This is a genomic window from Enterococcus sp. AZ040 (assembly GCF_050499185.1).
GTDB classification, from domain to species: Bacteria; Bacillota; Bacilli; order Lactobacillales; family Enterococcaceae; genus Enterococcus_D; species Enterococcus_D entomosocium.
In genome coordinates this window covers 82,692-109,550 of record NZ_JBMHEW010000001.1, presented here as the reverse complement: position 1 = coordinate 109,550, position 26,859 = coordinate 82,692, and the positions used below count along the sequence as shown (strand labels likewise).

Here is a 26,859-nt window from a genome sequence, read left to right as displayed (position 1 = left end):
GGACAAAATTGTACGTACACACCGTAATCCACCAAGCAAGTGAACCTTGCTAGTGGACTGCGGTGTATTTTTTTCTCCTATTTTAGCGGGTGCTCACTGACGCCTCTTCGATAATGGGGGCTGATTGGGCGATCGCTAACCAAGCAGCAGGGATCCGGTATGGGGAACAAGAAACATAGTCGATGCCGATCTCTCGCAAAAACGCAATAGAATAGGGATCGCTGCCGACTTCGCCACAAACACCGATCGAGTGCTCTGGCTGACGATCTCTTACGCCGGCGATCGCTTGACGCATCAACGCGCCAACACCTACCTGATCTAAGTGCTGGTAAGGATCTTCTTGTAAGATCCCCGACTGCAAATAGGCTTGAATAAAGCTGCCGGCATCATCCCGCGAAAAGCCAAAGGTCATTTGGGTCAAGTCATTGGTACCAAAACTAAAGAACGCCGCCTCTTCAGCACACTCCCCAGCAATCAAGCACGCTCTAGGCGTCTCGATCATCATCCCGATCTCGATGTGCAACGGTTGCTGAAGGGTTGCTTCTGCTTGAGCGATCACCTGTGTCAACGTCTCTTTCAACACCTGCAGCTCTGCTGGCAAACTGATCAGGGGCAATAAGATCGCCGCCTCTACCTCGACTCCTTGCTGCCGCAATTCCACAGCCGCTTCACAAATCGCCGCTGTTTGCATTTCATAAATTTCTGGATAGCTGAGTCCTAAACGGCTGCCGCGATGCCCCATCATAGGATTGACCTCTTGCAGTTCGTCAATTCGCCGCTCGATCACTGCCAATGATTTTTTACTGCGGCGGGCCATCTCAAGGCGTTCATGCTCATGGGGCAAGAATTCATGGAGTGGTGGATCTAATAAACGAATCGTGCATTTTTTTCCTTGCGCGGCCTGCAGCATTTCTTGGAAATCGGCTTTTTGATAAGCCTTGATCTCAGCCAAAGCCGCCAATCGTTCCGCCTTCGTTTCTGCCAAGATGACTTCCCGCATTTTCCACAAACGCGCTTCCCCAAAAAACATATGCTCCGTCCGTGCTAAGCCGATGCCCGCTGCACCAAAGGCCAGCGCACCCTCAATGTCATTTTTCGTTTCCGCATTTGCGTAAACCTTTAGATCTGCCTGGGCTTGTGCCCACGTCAAAAGCTGATCCAGCAAAACCCGCTCCTGTACACTGGTCATAGGCAGCTGCCCTTGATACAGTTTGCCACTGCTGCCGTCTACGGAAAGTACGTCACCTTCTTCAATCAGCAGCTCGCCGCAGCGGGCCTGTTTCAAAAATGCATCGACGCTTAGTGCCTCGCACCCTACCACACAGCAGACCCCCAGACCACGGGCGACCACCGCCGCATGAGAAGTCATCCCCCCACGAGCGGTAATGATCGCTTCACTCACCACCATGCCTTCAATATCTTCAGGTGAGGTTTCCTGCCGCAGCAGCAGGACTTTTTCTCCTGTGCGGCTGGCTTTTTCCGCCGCCTCTGCAGTGAAATAGACATGTCCTGAAGCTGCCCCTGGACTAGCCGGCAAGCCCTGCGCAAAAGCTTCGGCTTGTTGCAAGGCTTCGGGGGCAAATAACGGGTGCAACAATTGATCGATCATTTCTGGTGTGATTCGGTCTAAGGCTTGCCTGATGGTGATCCGACCTTCTGCGATCATATCCGTTGCAATTTGCGCTGCCGCAGCGGCGGTTCGTTTGCCGTTTCTTGTTTGCAAGACAAACAACTGGCCGTCATCGATGGTAAATTCAATGTCTTGCATGTCTTGATAGTGATCCTCCAAACCCTCAGCCAGTTGCTTTAGTTCCTGATAAATCACAGGATGTTGTTGCGCCAACGCTTGGATCGGTTGTGGTGTACGAATGCCAGCAACCACATCTTCCCCTTGAGCACACACTAGAAATTCGCCGAAAAGTCCCGGTTCCCCGGTTGCTGGATTGCGGGTGAAGGCGACACCCGTCCCACTATTTATCCCGCTGTTGCCAAAAACCATTTCTTGAATCGTTACGGCAGTCCCTAGATCGTCAGGGATCCGATGGAGGGAACGGTAGGTCTTAGCCCGTGGGTTGTTCCATGAGCGAAAAACTGCCGTGATGGCTGCCAATAATTGCTGAAACGGGTCTTGGGGAAACGCTTCTTGGGTATGTTCCATATAAATACTTTGAAACACGCGGCAGATCATTTGCCAGTCATTGCCGGTCATCATTTGGTCTGACACATAATTCTGCCGTTTCTTATAATCTGTCAAATAGGCTTCAAAGTGTTCTTTTGCTACACCTTTCACCACATCCCCATACATCTGGATCAAACGGCGGTAACAATCATAAGCAAAGACGGGGTCCCCCGTCTGCTGAGCCAACCCTTGGACGGTTTCATCATTCAACCCAAGGTTTAAGATCGTATCCATCATCCCTGGCATGGAAAACTTGGCACCACTGCGGACAGAAACCAATAACGGCGACTGCAGTCCGCCAAATGTTTTGTTCCTGCGGACTGCCAATTCTTCGATGGCAGCTTTGACTTGCTTGATGATCGCCTCAGGAAGAACCTGTTCTTCTAAATAGGTCAGGCAAATGGTGGCCGGGACGATAAATCCCTGAGGAACAGGCAAACCCAAATTGGTCATCTCCGCAAGATTTGCCCCTTTCCCGCCTAATAATGCTTTTTGCTCTTTCGTGCCTTCTGAAAACCATACGACTGCTTTTTCCATCATGTTCCTCCTTTTAAATGTTATATACTATTTCGATTAATTAGCAGTATATAGTATGACACATTTAATCGTCAAGCCAAAAAAAGAAAACTTTTAAGGGATTTATCCTTTTTAAAAGAGAAGGATTGCCTTTTCATTCGGAAAATCATATAATCAATAGCATAGCACATAAAAGAAAGAAGGTGACACATTGGAATTAAGCCAAAGACAAATGAAAATCATTGAGATCGTCAAAGAGCATCAGCCGATCAGTGGGGAGACCATTGCGAAGCAGTTGGGTTTGAGCCGCGCAACCTTGCGGAATGACTTATCGATTTTGACCATGACCGGTTTATTAGACGCCCGACCGAAAGTCGGCTATTTCTATACAGGACAAACCGTTGAGCCTTTGCTTTTCGAAAAACTCTACCATACCAAAGTTGCAGAAGTCATGATCCCACCGTTGCTGATCTCACAAACGGTCTCCGTTTATGAAGCAGTCACGACTTTGTTTATGTACGATGTCGGTTCCCTCTATGTCAAAAATGACCAAGACGAACTGATTGGGGTACTCTCCCGCAAAGATCTGCTGCGCTTTGCGATCAGCAATGCCGCACCGGAAAAAACACCCGTAGCGATGATCATGACTCGCATGCCAAACATCGTGACCATCACACCGGAAGAAACGATCTTGACGGCTGGTACGTTGTTAGGACGACATGAAGTCGATACCTTGCCAGTGGTCGATCCACAGGAACCAAAAAAAGTCATCGGCAAAATCACGAAGACGCGGCTGATGAATTACTTTATTCAAGCAGGCAATGACAGCGACAACACACACTTTTAGGGGGAAAAAACAATGAAGAACGTTCGAATATATTTGATTTCAGATTCCGTAGGCGAAACGGCACAAAAGCTGATCGCCGCCGTTTCCGCGCAGTTTCCCACGATCGACCTTTCAGATATCCAGCTCTTTCCCTTTACTAATGATGAAGAGAGCTTAGGCGAGATCCTCAAAGATGCCTTGCTAGACAAATCGATCGTCGTTACCACCTTAGTCAATAAAGAATTAGTCGCTTTTGTTGATGCCTTTGCCAAACGGACTGGCTTGCAGCATGTCGACTTTATGTCGCCCTTGACCACGATGCTGGAAAAAACATTCGGTGTAGAAGCCGTCCAAGAGCCTGGTGCCTTGCATCGCTTGAACCAAGCATATTTCAGCCGGGTGGCCGCGATGGAATTTGCGGTGAAATACGACGACGGCAAAGACCCACGGGGATTTCTCGATGCTGACTTTGTCCTATTAGGGGTTTCGCGAACCTCAAAGACCCCATTGAGCCTATACATGGCAAATCGCGGCTACAAAGTGGCGAATCTGCCTTTGATTCCTGAAGTCGCTTTGCCAGCCGAAGTGCACCAAGTAGACCCACGGAAAATGGTCGGTTTGACTACGAATCCAGAATCCCTTACGGAAATCCGGCGGTCCCGGATGCATTCATTGGGCTTGAAAGAAGAAACCCATTACACCAATTGTGAACGAATCGAAGCAGAATTAGCCTACGCGAATGAATGGTTCAAAAAGCTGAACATTCCGGTGATCGATGTCAGCAAACGCTCCATTGAAGAAAGCGCGATGCTGATTGAAGAACAAGCCAAAGAACAGGCCCATGTTCAATAAAGACACCTTGGCAAACCTGACCGAGATCATCAACTTGGAAGCCATCCAGCAGCTGCCGAAAGCTACCGAGCATTTTGTCAGCGATCTGCATGGCGAATACGATGCCTTTGACCATATTTTGCGGAATGGTTCTGGCAGTATTCGAGAAAAAGTCGAGACTTTGTTTACCGGTGTCTTGACGAAAGAAGAACAGACCGAACTCTGTTTTGTCATTTATTATCCAGAGGAGCTATTACAAGAACAGGCCTGGACCCCTGCCGATTGGCGCTTGAAGATGGCACAGCTAGTGAAAGTTGCCCGCTTTACTTCCAGTAAATACACACGCTCCAAGGTACGCAAAGCATTGCCGACTTCTTTTGCTTACATCTTAGAAGAACTGTTGTACCAATATGATGCCGACTTCAATAAAGAAGCTTACTATCAGGCGATTTTTGATAAGATCATTGAATTAGAGGCAGCCCCGCTTTTTTGCCAAGAACTGGCGTACTTGATTCAGCGTTTCGTAGTGGACCATCTCCATGTCTTAGGCGATATCTATGATCGAGGACCGGCGCCAGACAAAATCGTCGATCGCTTGATGGCTTTGCCTTCACTGGATATTCAGCTAGGCAACCATGATATCTTGTGGATCGGTAGCTTTTGCGGCTCGCTGCCCTGTTTGGCCAATACGATCCGCATCGCTGCTCGCTACGGCAATTTGGCATTATTACAAGATGGTTATGGGATCGATCTATCAAAAGCACTGGCTTTTAGCCAAAAATATTACACAGAAAATGCCGGCTTTTATCCGCAAAAAACAGTGGACCCTTTATCAAGCCAGCAAAAAAAAGCCGCCATGCTTTTGCAGCAGGCATTTGCCATCATCCAATTCAAAGTCGAAGCAGCCGTGATCCAGCGGCGACCGGCATTTGCGATGGCAGAGCGCTGCTTATTGCATCGCTTGTCTCAAGATCGACAACAAATCCAGCTAGACCAGACCTATCCTTTGATCAACGGCTGTTTTCAACTAGTAGATCCCGATGATCCTTACCGTTTGACAGCCGAAGAACATGAAGTATTGCAAGATTTGCTGAGCCAATTTCAACGCTCGCCCCGCTTAGCTGCGCATATGCGCTTTTTGGTCGAGCATGGTACATTGTACCAGCGCTTCAACGACAACCTACTGTATCACGGCTGCCTGCCTTGTCGGGAAAACGGCGATTTCCTGTCCTTTACTTTCCAGCAGCAGCCCTTGGCAGGCAAAGCGTTGATGGACTTTTTTCAGCAATGTTTGCAGGAAAGTTTTGCCCAACCAGAAAACCAAACAGACCTTGCCACCGATATGATCTGGTATCTTTGGTGTGGCGAAGGCTCTTCCCTCTTCGGCAAAAAAGCCATGAAAACCTTTGAGCGCTACTTTATAGCAGATCGCAACACTCATAAGGAACAAAAAAATGCCTATTATTCTTTAAGGGAAAACGAAGACTTCTGCTGCCGTGTCCTAGCTGCCTTCGGTCTGCCGCCGACAGGCCACATCATCAATGGCCACACCCCTGTCAAAGTGCGTAAAGGCGAGACGCCCATCAAGGCAAATGGTCGTTTATTGGTAATTGATGGCGGACTTTCCCGCTCCTACCAATCCGTCACAGGCATTGCTGGTTACACGCTGTTGTCAAATTCCTTCGGCATGACCTTAGCAGCCCATCAACCCTTTACAGATCGCCAGCAAGCCATCCAGCAGCGACGTGACATCGTCACTCAGAAAAAAATCGTCGTGCGGCAAACGGAAAGAACAACGGTAGGGCAAACAGATATCGGCAAGCGGCTGCAGCAAGAAAGCCGAGTGCTTTTTGAAGAATTAAAAAATCATCCGATCCCTTGACGAGTCATTCGTCAACCAATCGGATGATTTTTTTTACAGTCCTTTGGAACTATGAAAGGCTTTGAGTTTTTCCAACGCCTGCAGCACAATGATCAAGACCAAGATCGCTAAGGCTAAAAAGAGCGTTTCTAACCCTTTTCCCTGCGCTAAAAGCAACTCCCTTAAAATCGCTGTGATACTGATCAAAATCAAGTAGCGCACCGGAATATGGTGACCTTCTTTTACGTAACGCAATAACATCAAAATAATTTCCAGTAAAATAAACAATGTTGCGATCTCTTCGATCAATAAAGAAAGATCGCTAACTTCATGCAGTGGGATCACATGGACAACGATTTTATAGATCGCTTCCGCCATCACCACCAAAACCAACAGAACCAACAGTCCTAACATAATATCAACCACAACACTAATCAATTTTTCGAAGTGCTTAAAATACTTTCCCATAACACCCCTCCTCGCACTTATTATAGCGAAACTACTCAGAATCACTTTATGATATGCTTGCAAGTGCAGCTTTTTTTATGGAGGCAGTGAATAAAAACGTAAGACAGCTCTTTTCTGTTCCAGCAATCCTCCAAAAAACCTTCCTCTTTGCTACTTTTTGAAGTCTCAGAGTGAGGAATCGCGCATCCTTCGTACACTTGGTGTGTTCGTGGCTCTGACCATAAGCAAATAAAAAAGCTAGGCTCAAGGCCTAGCTGAAATGGTCCCTTTAGATGAGATTGATTTTTACAGTCAGGCTCAGTGAGCCCCTTCGACTGTTAGATCAACATTTTCACTCGTATCTTCCGCAGCTTCGTCGTCGCTATTGGAGGTTTCTGAAGACGGCTCAGTCGTTTCACTGCTGGAGCTGCTTGTTGTAGTACTGGTCGAACTCGTACTGGAAGAGCTTGAAGAACTGCTGCTAGCGCTACTGCTAGAAGTATCGCTGGTGGTGGTTGATCCGCCACTCGGCGCGGTACTCGAACTGCTTTCGCTACTTGCAGAAGTGCTGACGCTAGGCTCTGTCTCTGCTTCACTTACGGAAACAGACGTGCCTTCATTTGTCGACGCTTCGATCGAGCGACTAGTCGTTGAAGGCGATGTGTAAGAACTAACACTGGCTTCATAAAAAATCTGACTGGAATCAGAGGTTTCTTCGATACTGCTGCTTGCTGTCTGGTAAGGTGGCTCGGAGGAACTACTGGAAGAATCTCGTACAAAGGGCGCGGCAACAAAGGCATTGGCATCTTGATTGATCGCCACACTCAAAAAAACCGCAACAAAACAACTGACTAATGCCGACTGCATATTGAACTTGAATTTCATCGCACTCCCCATCCTTTCCCAAAAATATGGTTGGACCTTCCGTCAATGATCTATCTCATTCTTATATTATACAAAAAAAAGCAATCGTCAACAAATTAAGTTTTATTTTCAAAGATGACAAAGACATGAATGCCCGTTGCGCAACAAAAAAAGCCCGAGGGCGACGGTCGATCACCTGCGGGCCCATCCCTTCACTAAGGGTTGGCAGGTGCGACGGATGCTCGTTCCTCTGGCTTTAATGGTTCCTTTACTTAAGAAATTCTTTTACTTATAAGTTTCGCAGATGATTCGGGTCATGGATCGGTGCTTCAATATCGCTGTCTCCCATGCGGGGCGTTGGATGGACGGACTCATCTGGCATTGCTGTTTCACCTGGTAACGGTTGATCGATGATTGGCCCAGTATCTGCATCACGATCGGTTATTTTGTCCATCGGCTGATAATCGTAGACACCGACAACGAGTTTGTCTCGTTCAAGGTCATCACGATAACCATATAACGGATCATGCTCATCATGCCTATGATCGGAATCGCCGAAAGAAAAAGCATCTTTGATTTTTTCCCAAAGCGAACGATCTTCATCCTCACTAGCTGCCTGCTCCACTTCCACATCGTCGATGGATTCTAACCCAAATTGATCGATGACTGTTTGATTCGCAAACAGCACGATATCCTCTTTGCCATAGCCTTCGTTTGTCAATTGCTCAATAACCGGTAATACTTCTGTTCGAGTGTCGTAACTGCCAATAATCGTTAGGTTTCTGTTGTGCATGTGAAATCCTCCTTATTTTGTGTACGCTTCGATCGTTCTGGTTCTGAAGCAATTCCTTTAAAACTAGCAATTTCTATTGCTTCTTTCATTCTAACGCAGGGTTCTATGATTGACCAAATAGTTTGATTGCGCTTACGGAAAACAAGCGGTTTCTTGAAAAAAAAACTAGCTGCTCCGGAAGAAGCGGATCCATCATAAAAAAACCGCGTGAGCCAATGGCTTGCACGCGGTTTTTTTGCTTGTTACTTGGAAACGATCAGTTTTTGACCGACAAAGATCGTATAGCTGCTGTTGATGTTGTTCCATGATGCGAGTTGGCTGATGCTGGTGTTATATTTTTGTGCCAGTGACCATAAGCTGTCCCCTGATTTCACCGTGTGCGTCTTCGTTGAACTGCTGCTGGTATTCGTATTAGAAGACCCACTGCTAGCAGACGTCAAGTAGGCACCACTGACCCAGCCTTTGCCAGAAACATAATACCATTTGTTCGTGCCATTGACGGTCGTCCCGGTTTTTGTTGCGGTAACCGTGACGGTTGCTCCTTTACTTAAAGAACCAGTAATACTACTGCTGGTAGAAGCATCGGAACGAACATTTAAAATCTCGGTGGTTTTCATTTGCTGATTTGTGGTTGTTGAACCGTTATTATTGGAAGAGCTGCTGGTTGTTGTCAAGTAGGCACCACTGACCCAACCTTTGCCAGAAACGTAGTACCACGTTTTATTGCCTTCCACTGAAGTGCCGTTCTTTTTCGCTGTCACGGTAACGGTCACCCCTTGACCAAGCGTTGTCACGACACGGCTGCTGGTAGAAGCATCGGAGCGGACATTCAATGCGGCCGTCGTTTTCATTTGTTGATTGATACTTGAACCATTGTCTTCTTTTTCCGCTTCAGAAGAATTATTGTTGGTCACTTCAGTAAGGTAGGCACCGCTGACCCAACCTTTGCCAGAGACATAATACCAATTTTTGTTGCCATTGACTGATGTGCCGGTTTTCATGGAAGTGGCAGTAAAGGTCGTGCCTTTGCTAAGTGACCCTACCACTGATCCGCTAGTGGACGCGCTAGAACGAATATTCATCGCTTCCGTCGTCTTCATTTGCTTGTTGATCGTCGTACCGGAATTGCCATTGTCAGAACCGGTGTTGCCTGATCCGCTATTGTTGTTTGAAGAGTCGGTCGAAACCTTCGTCAAATACGCGCCGCTGACCCAACCTTTGCCAGAAATCTTATACCACGTGGTGTTGCCATTGACGCTGGTGCCGGTTTTGGTCGCCGTTGCCGTAAACGTCGTATTAGCTGCTAACGAACCAGTAATAGAGGCACTGGTGGAAGCATCGGAACGAATATTCATAGATGACGTGGTTTTCATCTGCTGATTGATCGCTGTTTCATCACTGACGATCGTTTCATTGCTATTGCCGCCACCTGTGTTTGAGCTGCCAGTATCATATTGCGTTAAATTATACGTACTGATCAAATTGTTTAATTTGCTGGCATAAGAAGTATCGGTTGCATACCGCCCTTGTAGCCAAGCGGTTGCTTGCGTGTAAGAGGTCGTATTGCTTTTCCATGCACCGCTGTAATAGTAGTTGCCGCTAGAAAAACTCGTGTTGCGCAACACATATGCATTGTCTTCAAAAGACTCTTTTAATGATGGGTATTTCCGAAACTTAGCGCTGATCAAATAATAATTGCCGGAACCATCATCTTCATAGGTATCCATCGTCACGTATTGGCCGTTGTAGCTGCCTTTGATCCCAAACATATTGTTGGCTGTGGTCGTCAAAGTCGAGGCGCCCCAACCTGATTCCAAAATCGCTTGTGCCATCATAACAGAGGCATACAGATCGTTTGCTGCCGCCACTTCCGTTGCATAGCCGCAAATCTGACTGATAAAGGCAGCCGGATCGATCGTTGCCCGTGAAAATAATGCCCGACTAGTCAAATCAGAAAGGGCTGATGGTACTTCATCTGCTTCTAAGACTTCATCACTAGCGACTGTTGTGCTTTCTGTCGTCGCTGTTTCTGATCCCTCAGTAACTGCTTCAGCTCCTGACTCCTCCGTTATTTCCGAAGTTTCTTCGGTCACAACAGGTGCTGTCGTCGATTCTGTCGTTTCCTCAACCGGCGTGCTGTCGGTTTCTGGTGTAGTGTTTGTTGTTTGTTCAACGACCTTAAGGTCATTGCTGGTCTCTGTCGTTGCCGTTTCAGCCGCATGCCCTAAGGTCGGGATAAACGTTGATCCCGCTACTAAAGTAGTAGCCATCGTAATACTTTTTTGGGTATATTGCGTGCGCTTCAAGCGCTTTTCTAAGCGGCGTCGTTCTTTACGAATTGTCATTTAATCCCTCCGTCGTATTAGCCTTTTTTTATTGTAACACGATTTATTAAAAAATGGGGGGTTAAGATGAAAAAACAGTGAAATCAACGAGATAAATTCTTGCTATGAAACAGTTTTCTCTTTTGCTTCATCAGCCAATACTCTGTTCTAAAAAAAGAAAAAAGAGTTGTTTTAGCACCAAAAAAGCAGCCTTTATCAAAAAGACTACTTTTGGTGAATTGTTATTTAATAACAGGTGCGGGCTTTTTGGTTTTTTTTAGCATCGCATAGCCTATGTTGAGAACAAGCCCAAAAACGGCCAAGAAAATTGCCGTATAGAAGGCTTTTGTATAATCTCCTTGGTTACTTTCTGCGATTGCTGCTGCCACTCTGGGGCCAAAGAATGCCGCCGTAGAATAACCAATAAAGACGATTCCATAGTTGACCCCTTGATTGATCGGTCCGTAATTTTCCATAACGATCGATGGGAATACCCCCATCACGCCCCCGAAGCACAGTCCTAAACCGATGATCCCGACAGTGAAGATCACAGTTGTTTGACCAAGCGTCAATAAGAATAAGGACAATGCCACCACGCCATAGATGATCATCAACGTATTCGTCCGACCAATTTTATCAGAAACGGTGCCCCAAAGGACACGACCAAAACAGTTGCTCAATGAGTACAAGCTGACATAAAAGGCAGCGGCCGCTGCCGTCAAACCAAACATACTTTGCCCGATCACTGAGGCGTTGGAAGCAATCATCAAACCTGAGAAAGCCCCTACCCCTAACATAACAATAATCAAGTAAAAAGTTGGTGTCTTCAGCATGTCCAACCAATTTAGATTGATTTGAGGACCATTTTTTCCTTGATCCGCTGGTTGCCAACCTGCTGGACGGTAATTTTCTGGTGCTTTACGAATAAATAGACTAGCCACCAAGACGATCACGATATAGGCAATTCCTAAAATCCGAAACGCCGCTAAGACATCTTGTGATTCGATCAAACGATTCGCAATCGGTGCGGCAATAATCGCTGCCCCACCCATACCTGCTGTGATCAAGCCCGAAGCCAGTCCCCGTTTATCCGGGAATAACCGAATCGTATTGCTTAAACAAGCCGAATAGGCAAAGCCTTGCCCTAAACCAGCAAAGACTCCATAAGTCAGGTACAGCATAGCGGGTGAGTTGACCAAACCCGTCAGGAAGAAACCTGCTCCGAACAACACGCCTCCACCAGCGATGACCCATCTAGCGGCTCCTCGGTCTGTCAGCAAACCACCCAAAATCATGGTAATCGGGCCAACTGCGGCATTGATGGTAAAGGCTAGCATGATCTCTTCCATGGACCAACCTTTTAATTGACTAAGAGGTCCTGCAAAGACACTAAAGGCGTATACAGCGCCCGTACACAGCAACACTGCGGTCGAAGCGATCAGAATCAGCCAGCGATTGATTTTTGTTTCCATTTTTTCTCTCCTTTATTTTAAGCATGTTACTTTATTCACATGTTTTTTCAAAAGCTAGCGCGCGTGACAAGTCACAACGCGCAAGGCTTTTTATTCGAGATGTTCTGCGACTGCTGTCTTTCCAGCAATCCGGCCAAAAGTAAAGATGTCTGTCAACGAATTGCCGCCTAAGCGATTGCCGGCATGGATCCCCCCAGCAACTTCTCCTGCTGCATACAGTCCTTCAATGATTTGATCTTCCTTCGTCAACACATGGGTTTGCGGATCGATCTTCAATCCTCCCATCGTGTGGTGAACCGCTGGTTTTCTTGGTGTGGCATAGAAAGGCGCTTTTTCCACTTTCAAGTCGAAAACATCTTTGCCAAACTCTGGGTCTTTCCCAGCATCCACATAGCTGTTGTATTTCGCAACGGTCGCCTCTAAGACGGCTGGATCAACATTGATCTGCTCTGCCAGGCCAGCCAAGGTCTCACTGCGGAACAGCGTACCAGCAGCTACTTGCTTATCGATTTTTTCTTGGCTCGTATTATAAGCGGTTTTCTTGATCTCTTCATCCGCGATCAAATAGAACAATCCGCCATTATCGATCGCCGCTTGGGTCAATACATCGCGGCTTTCGTACTCATTGACAAAGCGCTCCCCCTTTTGATTGACCATCACAAAGTTAGCTGGCGGCACTTGCAGCCCACTGAATAAAGCCCCTGTGTTCGGATCAGATACGGGCATCATTTGTGAAAAGCCCATGCCAACAAGGTCCGCGCCAGCACTTTCCCCTAGTTTGATCCCGTCACCAGTGATCGCTGGTGAATTTGACGTTTTGATATCGTCTTCGATCTCTGTCCAATAGGTATTGTATTGTTTCAACATTTTGGTGTTCGCTCCGAACCCGCCGGAAGCCAAAATCACTGCTTTGGCATGGATTGTGATTTTTTGACCGTTACGGCCTTCCCCGATGATTCCAGTAACCTTACCATCTTCGATCAATAATTCTTTGACAGGCGTATCGGTTAAGATCGTTCCGCCATGTTCTTTCACGAATTGATGCAAAGCCGATACAAAGGCATACCCTTCGTTTTTAACTGGTTTATGCCCACGGCGCCATTTCGCTCCTACTGGCATATCGACATTGTTCATATCAAATTCTACGCCGATTTCTTCTAACCATTTCACTGAGGCCAATGCTTGATCCGTCAAGATTTTCACTAGCTCGTACTTCCCATAGATCGGTTGCCCATTCAAATCTTTGCGTTTTCCGCCTAGATAAGTTTGGATTCGATGCCACAAAGCAGAATCAAACAAGTATTCTTTTTCTGGCGTCGTTTCTGAAAGATACGCAGTGATTTGTGCCTTCAAAGCTTTGAAGTCTGGCAAGTATTCTGCATCGATGTCTTGTTCATCGATCGTCAGCACTTCTTCTAAAGCACTGCGTTCGCCAGGCAATGCGGAGAAGCCGTTTTGCCATTTTGGATCCGCAGCATTCATCGGTCCGCCAGTACGTACAGTATTGCCACCAATCGCTGGGAATTTTTCTACTAAGATCACGTCTTTATTGGCTTGCAGCACACTGGCAGCTGCACTTAGACCTGCGCCGCCACCACCTACGACAACGACATCGGTAGTGTACGTTTCATCTTCTGTTTGCAAAGCACTGGCGGCTTTTGGACGTTTGCGCAAGACATCTGGGTTCGCACCAGCCATTTTCACGGCTTTTGCTACGCCATCAACGACACCGTTACTAGTAACCGAAGCACCAGAGATCGCATCGACATTTAAGGTTTGCCCTTCAATGATCTCTTGAGGGATCCGTACGAAAACGACATCAGCGATCCCTTCTGATTCACCAGACGTATCGATATCGATGGCTTCGATCCGTTCTTCGCTCAATTTGACGACCATTGGTAGATCCCCGTTATGTCCTGGTGCTGTGACGGTGTATTCGCCAGGCTCATAAACGACTTCTTCTGGTACGTTCAACAAATTAGCGACTTCCGTAAACCGAACGAACTTGCGGAAACAGCTTTCCAAAAAGTCGATCGTTCGTTGATCTTTTAAATTGCCTTGTTCATCAAAGGCTTGATGCGCACGTCCCAACAAGAACTCATTTCCTGGCATGACTGTCGCATTGACACCTGGAGCGTCAAGGATTTGGCGCAAATGAAGCTGTGCTCGGGAGGAGCCTTGCACATCGTAGGATGCGCCGACGATCATCACTGGTTTGCCATCAAAGGGATGGAGATTGAAGGAGAGCCATTCCAAGACGCTTTTCAATGCGGAAGGAATCGAGTGGTTATGCTCTGGTGTCGCAATAATCACCCCATCGGCTGCTAAAATCTTGCTATTTAACTGTTGGATCACTTCGCTATTGGTTTGATCTTGTGTTTCATTGAACATTGGAACATCTTTGATTTCCAGCAGTTCAATTTCTGCTAGGGCAGCAAATTCTCGCTGCATAAACGCTACTAATTGGCGATTGGTCGATTTTTTGGCGTTCGTTCCGATTAGGCCGACAAATTTCATGACTAGTTCCTCTCTTTCTTATGCTTGTTCCCACGAAAATTTCTTTGCTCGTTCTTTAGCCGTTGAATATTCACTGACCAGACGGTTCGTGATTTCGACGAACAAGACAAATTCATTGAAACAGTCTTCTAGTTCGGCAACTTTTTCGTTATCGATCAAGTTTCCTTGTTCATCGAAGGCTTGCATGGAATGCCCTAACAAAAATTCCGCACTCGGCATGATTCGGGCTTTTACTTCAGGCGCATCTAAGATCTGACGCAAGTGGGCTTGGGCTCTCGATGAACCTAATGCACCAAGAGAAGCACCCGTGATCATCACTGGTTTATCGATCAAAGGCCGCGTCGTATAAGAAAGCCATTCGATCATGCTTTTTAACACCGCTGGGATCGAGTGGTCGTATTCTGGTGTACTGATGATTACCCCATCTGCTGCTTCGATCTTCTCTGACAAGGCTTGGACTGCCGCTGGTGCCGTCCGATCTTCTGGTTCATTAAATGCCGGCAGATCACTGATTTCGCAAAGTTCGATCTCCGCTTGGTCACTAAAATGGCTTTGAATAAATTGCAGTAAGCGACGGTTGGTCGAACGCGTCGAGTTGGTTCCTACGATTCCAATCAATTTCATTATCATCTCTCCTAATTGTGAATAATTTAACATTTGACAAAAAATAAAAAGTTTTTGACCATTGGCTTTGATTTCTTTTTTCAATCGTTTCTCAAGTTGATTTTTACGACCTACTGAGATGAAAGGCTTCTTCCTAAACAAAAAAATCTTCCCCAAGTACCCATTAAGTGTACGGCTGAATTCTTTATTTGTGAAATATTTATTTAATTATCCATCGATAACAAATTTGTTATAATGAGAAAAATGACTAGGAGGACAACGCGATGGCACTTAAAGATTCCCATCTGATGCTGCAATACCTCGATACCTTGTTAAAGCATAGCAACTACACCAAAGCCGCCAAAGATCTCTACATTTCACAGCCTTACTTGACGCAAACCGTGAAACGAGCCGAGCAAGAGCTAGGGACCCCCATCATCAATCGGCAGCCGGGACATTTTCAACTGACGGAAGCTGGTAAAATCTATTATCAATATCTAGAAACCTTGGAAACAGAATCTGCCAAATTGAAAAGTCGGCTGTCTTGGTATACCGCGACCGAGAAGCGTTCTTTGCGCTTAGGCATCTTGCCAAGCCTTGGTTCTTACCTGCTGCCGCTCTTTTTGCCTGCGTATTATGAACACTATCCCAACGTGCACTTTTTCTTGCGGGAAGACCTGCCGAAGCACAATGAAAAACGCCTGCTGAATGGGCAGCTGGACTTTTTTATCGGACAAAATCCTGAGACGATCGCACCGAATCTAACGGTCCACAGTACCAATCAAGAACGGTATCTAGCGATCATTCCGCCTTGTTCTTCCCTGTATCAACCAGGGAGGCGGTATTTAGCGCCTGATTCATTGGCCGTCAAAGACTTGCTGCAAAGTCCATTGATTTTGACCGCCAGCGGCTCGGCGATTCGGCGCCAAATCGATCAATTGCTGCAAAAATACAAAGTAGAGGCGACGGTTCTCATAGAAAGCAGCAATATTTATACAGCAGCGGCATTGGCAGAAAACAACCTTGGGATTGCGATCGTACCAGAAAGCGTGCTACAAGCAGCGACTGCGACTCCTTTTAATCTTTATCCGATGCCAGAGGAACTCTTGTCCCTCACCTATTTTATTGCCCACCAAGCCGAACGGGCATTGTCAAACAGCGAAGCCGCCTTGATCGAGGCCTTTTTGCACCACGTCTAGCTTTCCTTTTTTACAAAAAAAAACAAGCAGCGATCACCTATATTTCTAGGTGATCGCTGCTTGTTTTCATTCTGCTGTTGGCGTTTCGATCGAACGTGCTAATTCTTGCGGATAGATCAGCTCTCCTTGTTTGGTAATGACTAACCCAGTGATCCCATCTAACGGCGCCAGCTCCTGCAAGATGGCTTGTGGCTCTTTGCCGAATAAGCGGGTCGTCCAAATCTCTCCATCAACCGATTTGTCGGATAGAATCGTGACACTGGCAATGGCTGACTCTAACGGATAGCCCGTTTCTCGATCAAAGATATGATGATAGGTCTTGCCCGCTACCTGATAGGTTCGTTCATAGATCCCTGATGTAACGACTGACTGATTGTGTACCTTCAACGCGGCGACAAAATTCCCTCTTGGCAAGAAAGGATTTTGGATCCCGATCCGCCAATAGCCATCAGCATGGCTCGGGGCATCGCCGTAAGTCACCACATTGCCCCCAAGATCGATCAAAGCGGCTGTGACACCGACCTGCTTGAAATACGCCATCAACAAATCAGCAAAATACCCTTTCGCAACGGCCCCTAGATCAAGCTTCATGCCGGCAGCTAACCCAACGGTCTGCAGCGTTTCATCCAAAACGATCTTGGCGGGATCAGTCTTTGGCAGCAGTTCAGCGATTTTCTCAGGCGTTGGTAGATGGGCATCTTGAAACCCGATTCGCCATTCCTGCACTAAAGGACCGATGGCAATATTTAAGTAGCTATCTTTTGGCAAGCTATGGGTTTTCCCTAGTGCGATCAATTCAACCAATTCCGGTGTGGCGGCGATCGCTCCTTGTCCTGCCTGCTGATTGATCTGCATCAACTCAGACGTCGGGTCATTGGCACTAAAACGCTGTTCAAAGGCCACGGCTCTTTTCGCTGCTTCCTCTAAGATCACTTCTGGGGTTTCATGCTGCACCCAAATCGTGATCACCGTTCCCATTCCCTGTAACACTCGTTGACCTTCTGCCATTGTCCTTGCTCCTTTGTCCTCTTCTTTTGGCTATCATAGCAGTTTCTGGGAGAAAAAAGTAGTCTGCGGGATGCCGCCACTGCTTTTTTTGAAAAAAAAACTGCGAGGTCACCCTCGCAGTCTGCTGTCTCTATTGCTCAATGATAAAAGTCGAAGCGGCCTTTCGCCAATACTTCTTTGACCCCACCGGTTTGGTACAAGGAACGGTCCATAATGGCTTTTTTCACCACGGAAGCGGGATAGCCTTTGATGCCCATTTTCCCTACTAAGCCAAAGGCATGGGTATTGCCGATAGACGCCACTGAACCTAATGATTCAAAGTGGAAATCTGTTGGTTTTTCCCCGTTCATTTGACGTAAGATATTTTTACCCGCATGCTGCCCCATCTTCAAAGCGATTTGAGCCGTTGTTGGATACGGGCGATTGGTCGCTGGGTCCATGACTGCTGAAACATCACCGACAACATAGACGTTACTATGATCAGGGTCTGTTAGGTCTTGATTGACCATCACGCGACCACGACGAGCAGAAAAGTCTGATTCAGCCATCACATGGCTTCCGCTGACGCCTGTGGTCCAAACGATGGTTTTGGCTGATAATTCAGCTGTTGCTCCTGTATCGGCATCATCTTGATAGACAACGACACCCGGTTTGATTGATTTGATGGGTTTACCAGTCAGGAAGTTCACGCCCCATTTAACGAGATTTTTGATCCCATAATCCGATAGTTTTTCATCAAACATCGGTAATAAACGAGTCACTGCTTCGACACAATACAGTTTGATGTCTTCTGGCTTGACGCCTGCTGCTTTCGCAAAGGTTTTACGGTTTTCCACCAATGAACCTAGCAATTCGATTCCGGTAAAACCAGCACCGCAGACAACGATTTTTAGGTAGTCAGGATTTTGTGTTTCTTTGTATGCCTTCATTTGTTTCAACAAATGATGATAGATGTTTTCTGCGGAGTCGACATCCACCATTTCCAACGCATGCTGCTCGACACCAGGGATCCCAAATGATTCTGATTCAAAGCCTAACGCCACGATCAAATAATCATACGTGCACGTGGATTGATCTTTAAAAACGATCACTTGCTGGTTACGATCGATCGACGCAACTTCCTTTTGAACAAAGCTCGTCTTTTGGGGACGAACGACATCATTGATGGGATAGCAAATGCGGTCTCTTGGTTGCGTACCAGCCGCAACTTCATGAAGATCGGTTGCCTCATAATGATAATCGTTTTTGTCGATCAATGTGATGTGAAACGCTTCTTTTGCTCCTTGCAGTACGTGCAATGCTCGCAATCCAGCATACCCTGCTCCTAAAATGACAACTTCCTTCATGTTTCCTTACTTCCTTTCTTTGCTGTAAAAATTATAAAATCAAACCAATCGCAAAACTCAGCACTTGTACGCATGCTCCGACCGCAAGGATCCGAACGGCACAAATGAAGGTCTCTCTTTTGATTTGTTTTTGCATAAATCGTTTTGTCTGTTGCCAGACAAAGGGCGCCGCGAAAAAGGTCAGAACCAGTGACCAAGGCGCAATGTTGAGGGCAACTGAGGCAATGATCGCAACAAACGCCAAGACGTTCATCGCGATAAATAATTTCAACGCACGGGCTTTACCAAGGTAATGCACCAGCGTATAGCGCTCATTTTTTTCATCCTCTTCCAGATCACAAATGTTGTTTGCCAGCATCAAGTTGGCGATCCATAATGTGTTGGGCAATGAGATCAAGAAAATACTGCCAATCGTGGCAATGTTCCATTCAAAGGTTTGATAGGCATTGAGATAGACACAGATCAATGAGATCATAAAGCCCATCGTAAAGCCGGAAAAGAACTCGCCTAAAGGCAAACTAGAAAGCGGCCGTGGACCAGAGGAATAAAAGATCCCGACTAGGTAACAATACAGCCCCATCCAAAAGAGCGGCCAGCCAACCACCATTGCCAAGGCGATCCCCATGGCGGCGGAAAGTATGATCATGGAGACCATCAACCAAAAAACCAATTTGACAGACAACTGCTCCCGACCAATAATATTGGTTTTTTCTTTGTAATCATGCCCTTCTGTGGCATGATGGTAATCGTTGTAGTTATCTAAAATATCCACCGCCATATTGAAGATCAGCATGGCAATGAAATACAACAAGACATAGCCAAGATGAATCGTTTGATAATTGTACCAGCTGTAGCAGACACCAATAAAAAATGGCAAAATACTGGCGGTTTTTGCTTTAAATTCGACAAGTTCTAAAAATACAGGTAGCGTCACAACTTCACCTCCTTTAGTGAGTGCATTAAACTAGTCAATCACGCCCCTTTACGCTAGAATAAGGGCTGAATGACTGTTAGAAAGGGTTATACTATGTTTGACTTTTGGATCGATTATCCGACGATCGAACAACGATTGAAAACCGTATGTTCCATCATTGAAGAACACGTTACTGTTCGTAACAAAGAGATACAAGATGTTTTGATCGACTTTACTTATTCAGGTGGAAAAATGCTGCGGCCAGCGCTCTTTTTTTTGTTTGCTGACTTAGGCGATCCCCATTATAAAAAAACCGACCAATTAACAAAAATTGCTGCTTCTCTAGAAATTTTACACATGGCCACTTTGATCCATGACGACATTATTGACGATTCGCCGCTGCGCCGCAGTCAAGTCACTGTTCAAGCCAAATATGGCAAGGATATCGCGGTCTACACGGGTGATCTTCTGTTCACCCAATTTTTTGAGCTTTTGATCGAAAGTATGAATGGCTCCCCGTTTTTAAAAACCAACGCACAAGCCATGAAACGACTCCTTTTAGGTGAGCTTGATCAAATGCACACTCGCTACAACATCCATGAATCGATTGACGACTATCTGCAAAGCATCAACGGCAAAACCGCTGAACTGTTTTGGCTCGCTTGTCTCGAAGGCGCTCATTTTGGCGGCCTCGACACAGAAAACCAAGAACGAGCTGGTGAGATCGGGCGCAACATCGGGATCGCCTTTCAAGTATTCGACGATATTCTCGACTACACCTCTGATAGCGGCACCTTGAAAAAACCGATTCTAGAAGATTTGGCGCAAGGGGTCTATACCTTGCCGCTGCTATTTGCCAAAGAACAGGCACCTGCAGCATTCGCTCCTTATTTGAATAAAAAAGCAGCACTCTCCTTGGCAGAAGCCCAAGAAGTTGCGGATCTTGTCGTCCGTTACGGCGGTGTCGAAAAAGCGCGCGCTTTCGCGGTCACCTACACGCAAAAAGCCTTAGACGACATCGATCTGCTGCCAGAAGCACCTAGCAAGGCCAAAATTCGTTCATTAACTGAACTGCTCTTGCAGCGCAATTACTGAGCCATAGAGCAATGATAAGAAAAGCGTCCATCACTGATTGATGGACGCTCTTTTTTATCGTCGTCCTTGGTCAATGGCCAATAAGTGTTGAAAATGTTTATTTTCTGCGGCCAATTCGGCAGGTGTTCCGCTCATGGTCAACTGACCATCTTCAATAAAAAGCACACGATCCATCATCGAAATTCCTTGCAAGTGGTGGGTGATCCAAATGATCGTTTTGTTCTCCAGCACTTGGAAAAAGGTTTCAAGTACGCCTTGCTCCGTGATTGGGTCTAAGCCGACGGTTGGCTCATCCAATAAGATGATTGGGGTGTCTTTTAGCAAGATTCGCGCCAATGCCAAACGATGCCGTTCTCCACCAGAAAAACGCAAGCCGGCTTCATCCACCATCGTCGCCAAACCATTAGGCAAAGCTGCCACCATTTCTTTCAACCCAACTTGCTCCAGTACGCGCCAGACTTCTTCTTCCGAAGCCGACTCATTGCCTAGCCGAATATTATTCAAGACGGTCGTATGGAAAAGATAGGGACTTTGATTGATGACACCGATCAAGTCACTGATTGACTCACTCAATGCCGTCACTGGCACGTCATTTAAGGTGATCGCCCCTTGCGTCGGTTGCAGATCGCCTCGCAACAAGGAGGCAAATGTACTTTTCCCAGAACCGCTGCGGCCAAGGATCGCTAGTTTTTGATGTGCAGGAATCGTTAGATCCAGCCCATGAAGCACTTCTTTGCCTTCAGGATACTGAAAATGCAAGTCCTTGACTGTGATCGACACGAGGCCCGTCACTTCAGGTACTAACGGTTGCTCCATGGAGACCTCTTGGCGATTTTCTTCTGGCAATGCATTGAAGCGATCGATGGAGTCTTTGTACCGATTGGTTTCTTGAGCAGCTGACGGTAATGGCGCAAATGCATCAACTAAAGGAAAGACACACAGGACAAAGGCAGCGATCCAGTTGGCTGCTCCTCCGTGGTTACCTGGAAAGCGAATGCTGGTCCAAAGCAGCAATGCGACAGCGATCACCCCAAAGATGCTTTGTAAAAGAAAATCACGCCGGCGATCAAAGGACAGCATCTGTTCATCCACCGCCCGCAACTGCGTTTCCAGTTCCTTATGGGCAGCCACGTACTCGCTCCCTCTTTGAGAGAAGACCCAATCAGAAACCCCTAATACATTATCCGTCAGTGTCGTATACAAGTTGTTTTTCATATGTTTTTGCTTTTCTTGCCGCGCGCCGTTGATGATCACCGACCAAAGTGGCAAGACAAAGACGATGGTTCCTAATAGCAGCAGCATGACCAAAGCAAACCACCAAGAAAAATAGCCGAGTCCAATGATCAAGAACGCATACAAGATCCAAGCGATCACGGTAGGAAAGATCGTCCGCAAATACAGGTTTTGAATATGGTTGATATCTTCTGCCAATAAGCCCAAGATATCCCCCGTGCGATGCGCTTGCTTAAAGAAGATCGCATCTTTTTCTACTACGTTGTACAATTTCAAACGTAAATTAGAGGTCATGCGCAAGACCCAGCTATGACTGGTCAACCGTTCCAAATAGCGAAAGACTGGACGGCCGATCCCAAACGCTCGGGTCAGTACGATGGGGATGTAAACCAATAGAATGTTTTCTGGGATCGATGCCGAGCGGCTGATCAGGTACCCCGAATTAAACATCAGTGCACCGCCACAGAAAAAGGTCAAGAAGCCTAGGAATAAGGCCAACGCCAAAACGTTTTTGTATTTTGACAAGAAAGGCTTGACCCAGGTATCGGTTTTCAATGAGCGCAATAAGCCGATTTTATTCAAGCTGTTCCCTCCTCATTCCATTGACTAGTTCTGTAAAAGCACCTTGCTTTTGCTGCAGTTGTGTCAAGGTGCCTTGTTCCACGATTCTTCCTTGATCCATCACGATGATTTCATCCATTTCTTCCATCCAGTGCAAGCGATGGGTTGCAAAAAAGACTAACCGGTTTTCCATCAGCGGCAGCATCCGTTCCTTTAAGGCAACTTCAGTTTCAATATCCAAATGTGCCGTTGGTTCATCAAACAAAAGAATCTTTCGTTGCTGATCTAAGAAGGCACGGGCTAAAGCGATCCGTTGGGCTTGTCCACCACTTAGATGTCGTTCCCCTTCTCCTAACATCGTGTCCAACCCTTGCGGCAGCTCTGCCAAAAGCTCAGTCAAGCCTGCCACTTCAATGGCTTTCAGTACGGCTTCTTTGGTAGCTGTCGGCTGATAAAACGCGACATTTTCCTGCAAGGTCAACCGATAGATATAAGGATTTTGCGGAATATAGATCAGCTGTTCTTGCCAGCTTGCTTGGCGAAAGGCCGTGGTTTGGGCTCCTCCAAGAGTGATCTCGCCACTGTCTGGCACGAGAAAGCCACTCAAAGTATTGATCAAGGTAGACTTGCCAGAACCGCTCAGACCGATGATCCCGATCTTTTTGAAGCCAGTCACGTTCAAGTTGATATCCCTCAAAGCTGCTTTTTCCTCGTAGGAAAAAGCCAGCTGATCAATCGTTAACTGGGCGTCTTCCTGCCAACGAGGCACCGTTACTGCCGGTACTTGGGCTTCCGGCTGATGCAAGATCTCCGTCACCGCAGTCATCGCATTTTTCCCGTCTAAGGTTGCATGATAATCACTGGAAAAGTCGCGGATTGGCAAGAAATATTCTGGTGCTAAAATCAAGATAGTTAACGCCGGAAACAGCAAGATCCCTTCATTGATCAGCCGCAAGCCTAGCAAGACTGCCACGACGGCAATCGATAAGGTCGTGAAAAAGTCTAAGGCGAAGGTCGATAAAATACCGACTTTTAATGAAGCCATCGTCGCTTTCCGAAACCGTTCGCTGGAAGCAAAGATACTTTTGCCATATTTTTTACTGACCCCAAACAATTTCAGCGTGTCGATCCCTCGCAAAGAATCGATGAAATGATTGGACAATAATTGAAACGTCCGGTATTGTTTTTCCGCTTTGCTTTGGGCGGCATAGCCCAAGATGATCATAAAAATGATGATCAAGGGGAACACCAACAGCAAGACCAAGCCGGATTCCCAATCCAGATAAAAAACGAGTGCCAAAATGACCCAAGGAATGATCGACATATTCATGATTTTGGCAAGAATCAATTTCAAGTAGTTTTCAACTTGATTGATCCCTTCCAAGACCATCGTTGTTACATTTCCCGTCCCTTGCTGTTGTGCGATCTGAGGACCGACACGAAACAATTTCTCCAATAATTGATCCCGCAGATCGGCAGCTTGCTGGTAACTGTAATCATCGAGTCTTTTGGAACGGAAATAGATAACGGCTTGCCGGGCGATAAACGAACAAAAGAACAGTAGAATCCAGCCCCACTGTTCCTCTAATGGTCGTCCTTCCCATAAGCCAGTGATGGCACGTGCCAATCCATACGCCTGCCCAATAATGAAGAGCGCCTGCAGGAACGAAAGTCCCGCAAGCAGCCCTAAAAGTTGTTTCATTCCTGGGAGCTTCATGATTTGTTTATCAATCATTTATACCCCTCCAACGCCTCCGTATGACTGATCCGCTTACGGAAGATATAGTAACTCCAAGCCGTATAGGCCAAGACGAAAGGCAAGATCGTCAGTGAAAGATAACTCATGATCTTCAATGTGTAGCGGCTTGAAGACGCATCAGCGATCAACAGGTCATAGCTTGAATCGATCGAACTGATCAAGACTCTTGGGAATAACCCTGTGAAGATCAATGCCACCAAAGCGATCAACGTCAAGCCGCTCGCAATGAAAGCCATCATTTCTTTGCCTTTAAAGACGCCGATATTTGCAATCAGTGTCAGTACAACGATCACCAGCAACAAACCAAGCGTTGTCGCAAAATGATTCTCAAAGAAATCCGTTTGGAAGTAAAGCATCACAGCAAAGACGATTAAGCCTGCATATAGGATGCCATAAAAAATACTTGCATAGTTGCGTGCCCGTGCCCGAATCGGACCTTCCGTTTTCAAAGCGATATAGTTTAATCCGTGCAAGTAGCACAACAAGGTCAACGCGATCCCGCCAACGATTGAAAAGGGATTGACGTAATCCGTAAAGGTTGCGGTCATGTTGCCATCTTCACCCAAAGGCATTCCTTGGATCATGCTGACAAACATCAGACCGAAGAAAAACGGTACGATCGTACTGCCGATCGTCAACGTCCAGTTCCAAATGTTTTTGTGCTCTTTCGGGAAGTTCGCTCGAAACTCAAAGGAGACACCACGAATGATCAACCCAACTAAGATCAACAGCAAAATCAAATAAAACCCGCTGAACAAAGAAGCATACCAGTATGGAAATGAGGCGAACATCGCTCCGCCGGCGGTCAATAGCCACACTTCATTGCCATCCCAGACAGGCCCGATCGTTTTAACGATCTGGTCTTTTTCCTCTTCATTGTGAGCCAATGTCTGCACAGACATCCCCACACCAAAGTCAAACCCTTCTAAGAAGAAGAAGCCAGAAAATAAAAGCCCAATCAACGTGAACCATAGTAATTGCAGACCGGTCATCCTTCAAACGCCTCCTTATCAAATGGGTCTTCGTACCCATCTTGGTTGTCTCCTTGGCTGATTTCACCAAAGGCTTCTTTTTCAGGTCCATGATCCATTTCCCGTTTCACAAGATAGACCATTGTTCCGCCTAAGCCAGAGAATAAGAGGAAGTAAACGATATTTGAGATCAAGAGAGAGGTCACGGAAACGTTTGGTGACACACTATCTTCGATCGTAAACAAGCCGTAAACCGTCCATGGGTAACGCCCTAACTCCGTGATCAGCCAACCAGCTGTATTGGCAATAAATGGGGTGAACAAAGTGATTGCCACTACCCAAAGTAACCAGCGTTTTTCAAAGAGCCACGGTTTCTTCTTACGCGTAAAATACAACCCCAGACCAGAAACCAACAGCATCAAGGCACCAAAACCAGCCATGATCCGAAAGCTCCAAAAGAGTGTGTTGACCGGCGGGTAGTAATTACGGTCGCCGTAGGTTTCAATCAATTGCTGATTGACCGTATCCATCCCATCGATTGAGCCGAAGGGTTCATTGAAGGCTAAGATACTCAACATATATGGAATCGAAATACCGAAGACTTGGTGATGTTCCGCTTCATTCGCCCAAGCAACGACAGTCCAAGCCGCAGGACTCCCGGTATCTTCATAAGTTCCTTCCATTGCGGCAAATTTCATTGGTTGTTCTTCAACCAAGTATTTCATTTGTTCATCCCCGGCTAGCAAGACGGTGAATGAACCGAACAATGCCACCGCAAAACCGATCCGCATTGATTTTTTGAAGAAATCGCGGTCAATGTCTTTGTCTTTCTTCAATAGACGAAAGGCTGATAAACCAGCAACAATGATTCCGCCCATCGTGATGGCTGCGGTGATCACGTGTAAAAACTCATACCACACTTGTGGATTTGCCAATAAAGCACCGAAGTCAGTCATTTCTGCCCGGCCATTGTTCAAGGTATACCCCACTGGATGCTGCATAAAACTATTGGCAGCTAAGATCCAAAACGCCGATAGCATCGAACCAAGCGTCACCAACCAGAAAAAGGTGGCGTGCAGCTTCGGACTGACCCGATCCCATGTAAAGATCCACAGTCCTAAGAACGTCGATTCTAAGAAGAACGCCAACAAAGCCTCCAAAGCCAAGGGCGCACCAAAAATATCCCCGACAAAACGAGAATAGTCTGACCAGTTCATCCCAAATTGAAATTCTTGAATGATCCCTGTCACGACCCCGACAGCAAAACTTAATAGAAAAATATTTCCCCAAAACTTCGTCATCCGGCGATATTTTTCATCTTTTTTGATCACATAAAGTGTCTCCATAATTGCAACGACGACACCAGTTCCGATCGAAAACGGTACAAAGAAAAAGTGAAAAATCGTCGTCATCGCAAACTGGATTCGCGCTAGTGTCACAATATCCATCCTACATCCTCCTATTTCATAAAAAAGTGCATTAAAATAATTCTAAAGAAAGAAAAATTCCAACTTCGAATATACTCCTCTAATCAGTAAAAA

Annotated in this window: 20 protein-coding genes; 5 read left to right on the top strand and 15 right to left on the bottom strand. The window is 46.4% G+C overall.

Annotated features, from left to right (window positions below; translation table 11 throughout):
• Window positions 1-82: 82 nt before the first annotated feature.
• Window positions 83-2,716 carry a pyruvate, phosphate dikinase gene (gene ppdK, locus IGK63_RS00480; RefSeq protein WP_429972417.1) on the bottom strand — a complete coding sequence of 878 codons (2,634 nt, stop codon included), beginning with the start codon at window positions 2,714-2,716 and terminating at the stop codon, window positions 83-85.
• Window positions 2,717-2,906: 190 nt separating this feature from the next.
• On the opposite strand from ppdK, the gene IGK63_RS00475 reads away from it, so the two are divergent.
• The 3 genes from IGK63_RS00475 to IGK63_RS00465 are packed head-to-tail and all read left to right on the top strand — an operon-like array spanning window position 2,907 to window position 6,234.
• Window positions 2,907-3,542: a helix-turn-helix transcriptional regulator gene (locus IGK63_RS00475; protein ID WP_005232817.1), complete on the top strand. Its 636-nt coding sequence runs from the start codon at window positions 2,907-2,909 to the stop codon at window positions 3,540-3,542.
• A gap of 12 nt (window positions 3,543-3,554) precedes the next feature.
• Complete coding sequence (locus IGK63_RS00470) at window positions 3,555-4,373, top strand: pyruvate, water dikinase regulatory protein (protein WP_005232818.1); 819 nt, start codon at window positions 3,555-3,557, stop codon at window positions 4,371-4,373.
• Window positions 4,363-6,234: a fructose-bisphosphatase class III gene (locus tag IGK63_RS00465; protein WP_016611621.1), complete on the top strand. Its 1,872-nt coding sequence runs from the start codon at window positions 4,363-4,365 to the stop codon at window positions 6,232-6,234. The genes IGK63_RS00470 and IGK63_RS00465 overlap by 11 nt, the downstream gene beginning before the upstream one ends.
• A gap of 33 nt (window positions 6,235-6,267) precedes the next feature.
• Here the strand turns inward: IGK63_RS00465 and IGK63_RS00460 are convergent, their stop codons facing one another.
• From IGK63_RS00460 to IGK63_RS00430, 7 genes are all read right to left on the bottom strand, one after another.
• Window positions 6,268-6,681, bottom strand: coding sequence for a phosphate-starvation-inducible PsiE family protein (locus tag IGK63_RS00460; protein WP_005232820.1), 414 nt, complete (start codon window positions 6,679-6,681; stop codon window positions 6,268-6,270).
• 297 nt (window positions 6,682-6,978) lie between these two features.
• Complete coding sequence (locus tag IGK63_RS00455; RefSeq protein WP_005232821.1) at window positions 6,979-7,545, bottom strand: hypothetical protein; 567 nt, start codon at window positions 7,543-7,545, stop codon at window positions 6,979-6,981.
• 268 nt (window positions 7,546-7,813) lie between these two features.
• On the bottom strand, window positions 7,814-8,317 hold the full coding sequence (locus IGK63_RS00450) for a general stress protein (RefSeq protein WP_008376644.1): 504 nt from the start codon (window positions 8,315-8,317) through the stop codon (window positions 7,814-7,816).
• 242 nt (window positions 8,318-8,559) lie between these two features.
• Entirely contained in the window at window positions 8,560-10,662 is a 2,103-nt protein-coding gene (locus IGK63_RS00445; protein ID WP_016611624.1) for an SH3 domain-containing protein, read from the bottom strand.
• 221 nt (window positions 10,663-10,883) lie between these two features.
• Window positions 10,884-12,113, bottom strand: a complete 1,230-nt coding sequence (locus tag IGK63_RS00440; protein ID WP_016611625.1) for an L-lactate MFS transporter — start codon at window positions 12,111-12,113, stop codon at window positions 10,884-10,886.
• Window positions 12,114-12,203: 90 nt separating this feature from the next.
• Complete coding sequence (locus IGK63_RS00435) at window positions 12,204-14,630, bottom strand: flavocytochrome c (protein WP_016611626.1); 2,427 nt, start codon at window positions 14,628-14,630, stop codon at window positions 12,204-12,206.
• Between the two features lie 18 nt (window positions 14,631-14,648).
• Complete coding sequence (locus tag IGK63_RS00430; RefSeq protein WP_008376652.1) at window positions 14,649-15,254, bottom strand: NADPH-dependent FMN reductase; 606 nt, start codon at window positions 15,252-15,254, stop codon at window positions 14,649-14,651.
• A 263-nt stretch (window positions 15,255-15,517) separates the two neighbouring features.
• Here IGK63_RS00430 and IGK63_RS00425 point away from each other — a divergent pair, with 263 nt between their 5' ends.
• The gene (locus IGK63_RS00425; protein WP_016611628.1) at window positions 15,518-16,432 is read left to right on the top strand and encodes a LysR family transcriptional regulator; all 915 of its coding nucleotides are present in this window, start codon (window positions 15,518-15,520) and stop codon (window positions 16,430-16,432) included.
• Window positions 16,433-16,498: 66 nt separating this feature from the next.
• Here the strand turns inward: IGK63_RS00425 and IGK63_RS00420 are convergent, their stop codons facing one another.
• The 3 genes from IGK63_RS00420 to IGK63_RS00410 form a co-directional block, all read right to left on the bottom strand.
• Window positions 16,499-17,440, bottom strand: a complete 942-nt coding sequence (locus tag IGK63_RS00420) for an FAD:protein FMN transferase (RefSeq protein WP_016611630.1) — start codon at window positions 17,438-17,440, stop codon at window positions 16,499-16,501.
• A gap of 137 nt (window positions 17,441-17,577) precedes the next feature.
• A complete protein-coding gene (locus tag IGK63_RS00415) occupies window positions 17,578-18,786 on the bottom strand; it encodes an NAD(P)/FAD-dependent oxidoreductase (RefSeq protein ID WP_016611631.1) in 1,209 nt (402 codons plus the stop codon).
• A 31-nt stretch (window positions 18,787-18,817) separates the two neighbouring features.
• A complete protein-coding gene (locus IGK63_RS00410) occupies window positions 18,818-19,720 on the bottom strand; it encodes a prenyltransferase (RefSeq protein WP_008376658.1) in 903 nt (300 codons plus the stop codon).
• Between the two features lie 93 nt (window positions 19,721-19,813).
• Between IGK63_RS00410 and IGK63_RS00405 the strand changes: the two genes are divergently transcribed.
• Window positions 19,814-20,794 (top strand): polyprenyl synthetase family protein, encoded by a 981-nt coding sequence (locus tag IGK63_RS00405; protein WP_005226544.1) that lies wholly within the window; start codon window positions 19,814-19,816, stop codon window positions 20,792-20,794.
• 54 nt (window positions 20,795-20,848) lie between these two features.
• Here IGK63_RS00405 and cydC read toward each other — a convergent pair whose 3' ends face one another.
• From cydC to IGK63_RS00385, 4 genes are read right to left on the bottom strand one after another with little or no spacing between them, the layout of a single operon-like run.
• Window positions 20,849-22,609, bottom strand: a complete 1,761-nt coding sequence (cydC, locus tag IGK63_RS00400) for a thiol reductant ABC exporter subunit CydC (protein WP_005232834.1) — start codon at window positions 22,607-22,609, stop codon at window positions 20,849-20,851.
• On the bottom strand, window positions 22,602-24,323 hold the full coding sequence (gene cydD / locus IGK63_RS00395) for a thiol reductant ABC exporter subunit CydD (protein ID WP_016611632.1): 1,722 nt from the start codon (window positions 24,321-24,323) through the stop codon (window positions 22,602-22,604). Before cydD ends, cydC begins: the two co-directional genes overlap by 8 nt.
• Complete coding sequence (cydB, locus tag IGK63_RS00390; protein ID WP_005232836.1) at window positions 24,320-25,339, bottom strand: cytochrome d ubiquinol oxidase subunit II; 1,020 nt, start codon at window positions 25,337-25,339, stop codon at window positions 24,320-24,322. The genes cydD and cydB overlap by 4 nt, the downstream gene beginning before the upstream one ends.
• Window positions 25,336-26,766, bottom strand: coding sequence for a cytochrome ubiquinol oxidase subunit I (locus tag IGK63_RS00385; protein WP_005232838.1), 1,431 nt, complete (start codon window positions 26,764-26,766; stop codon window positions 25,336-25,338). The genes cydB and IGK63_RS00385 overlap by 4 nt, the downstream gene beginning before the upstream one ends.
• Between the last annotated feature and the right edge of the window lie 93 nt (window positions 26,767-26,859).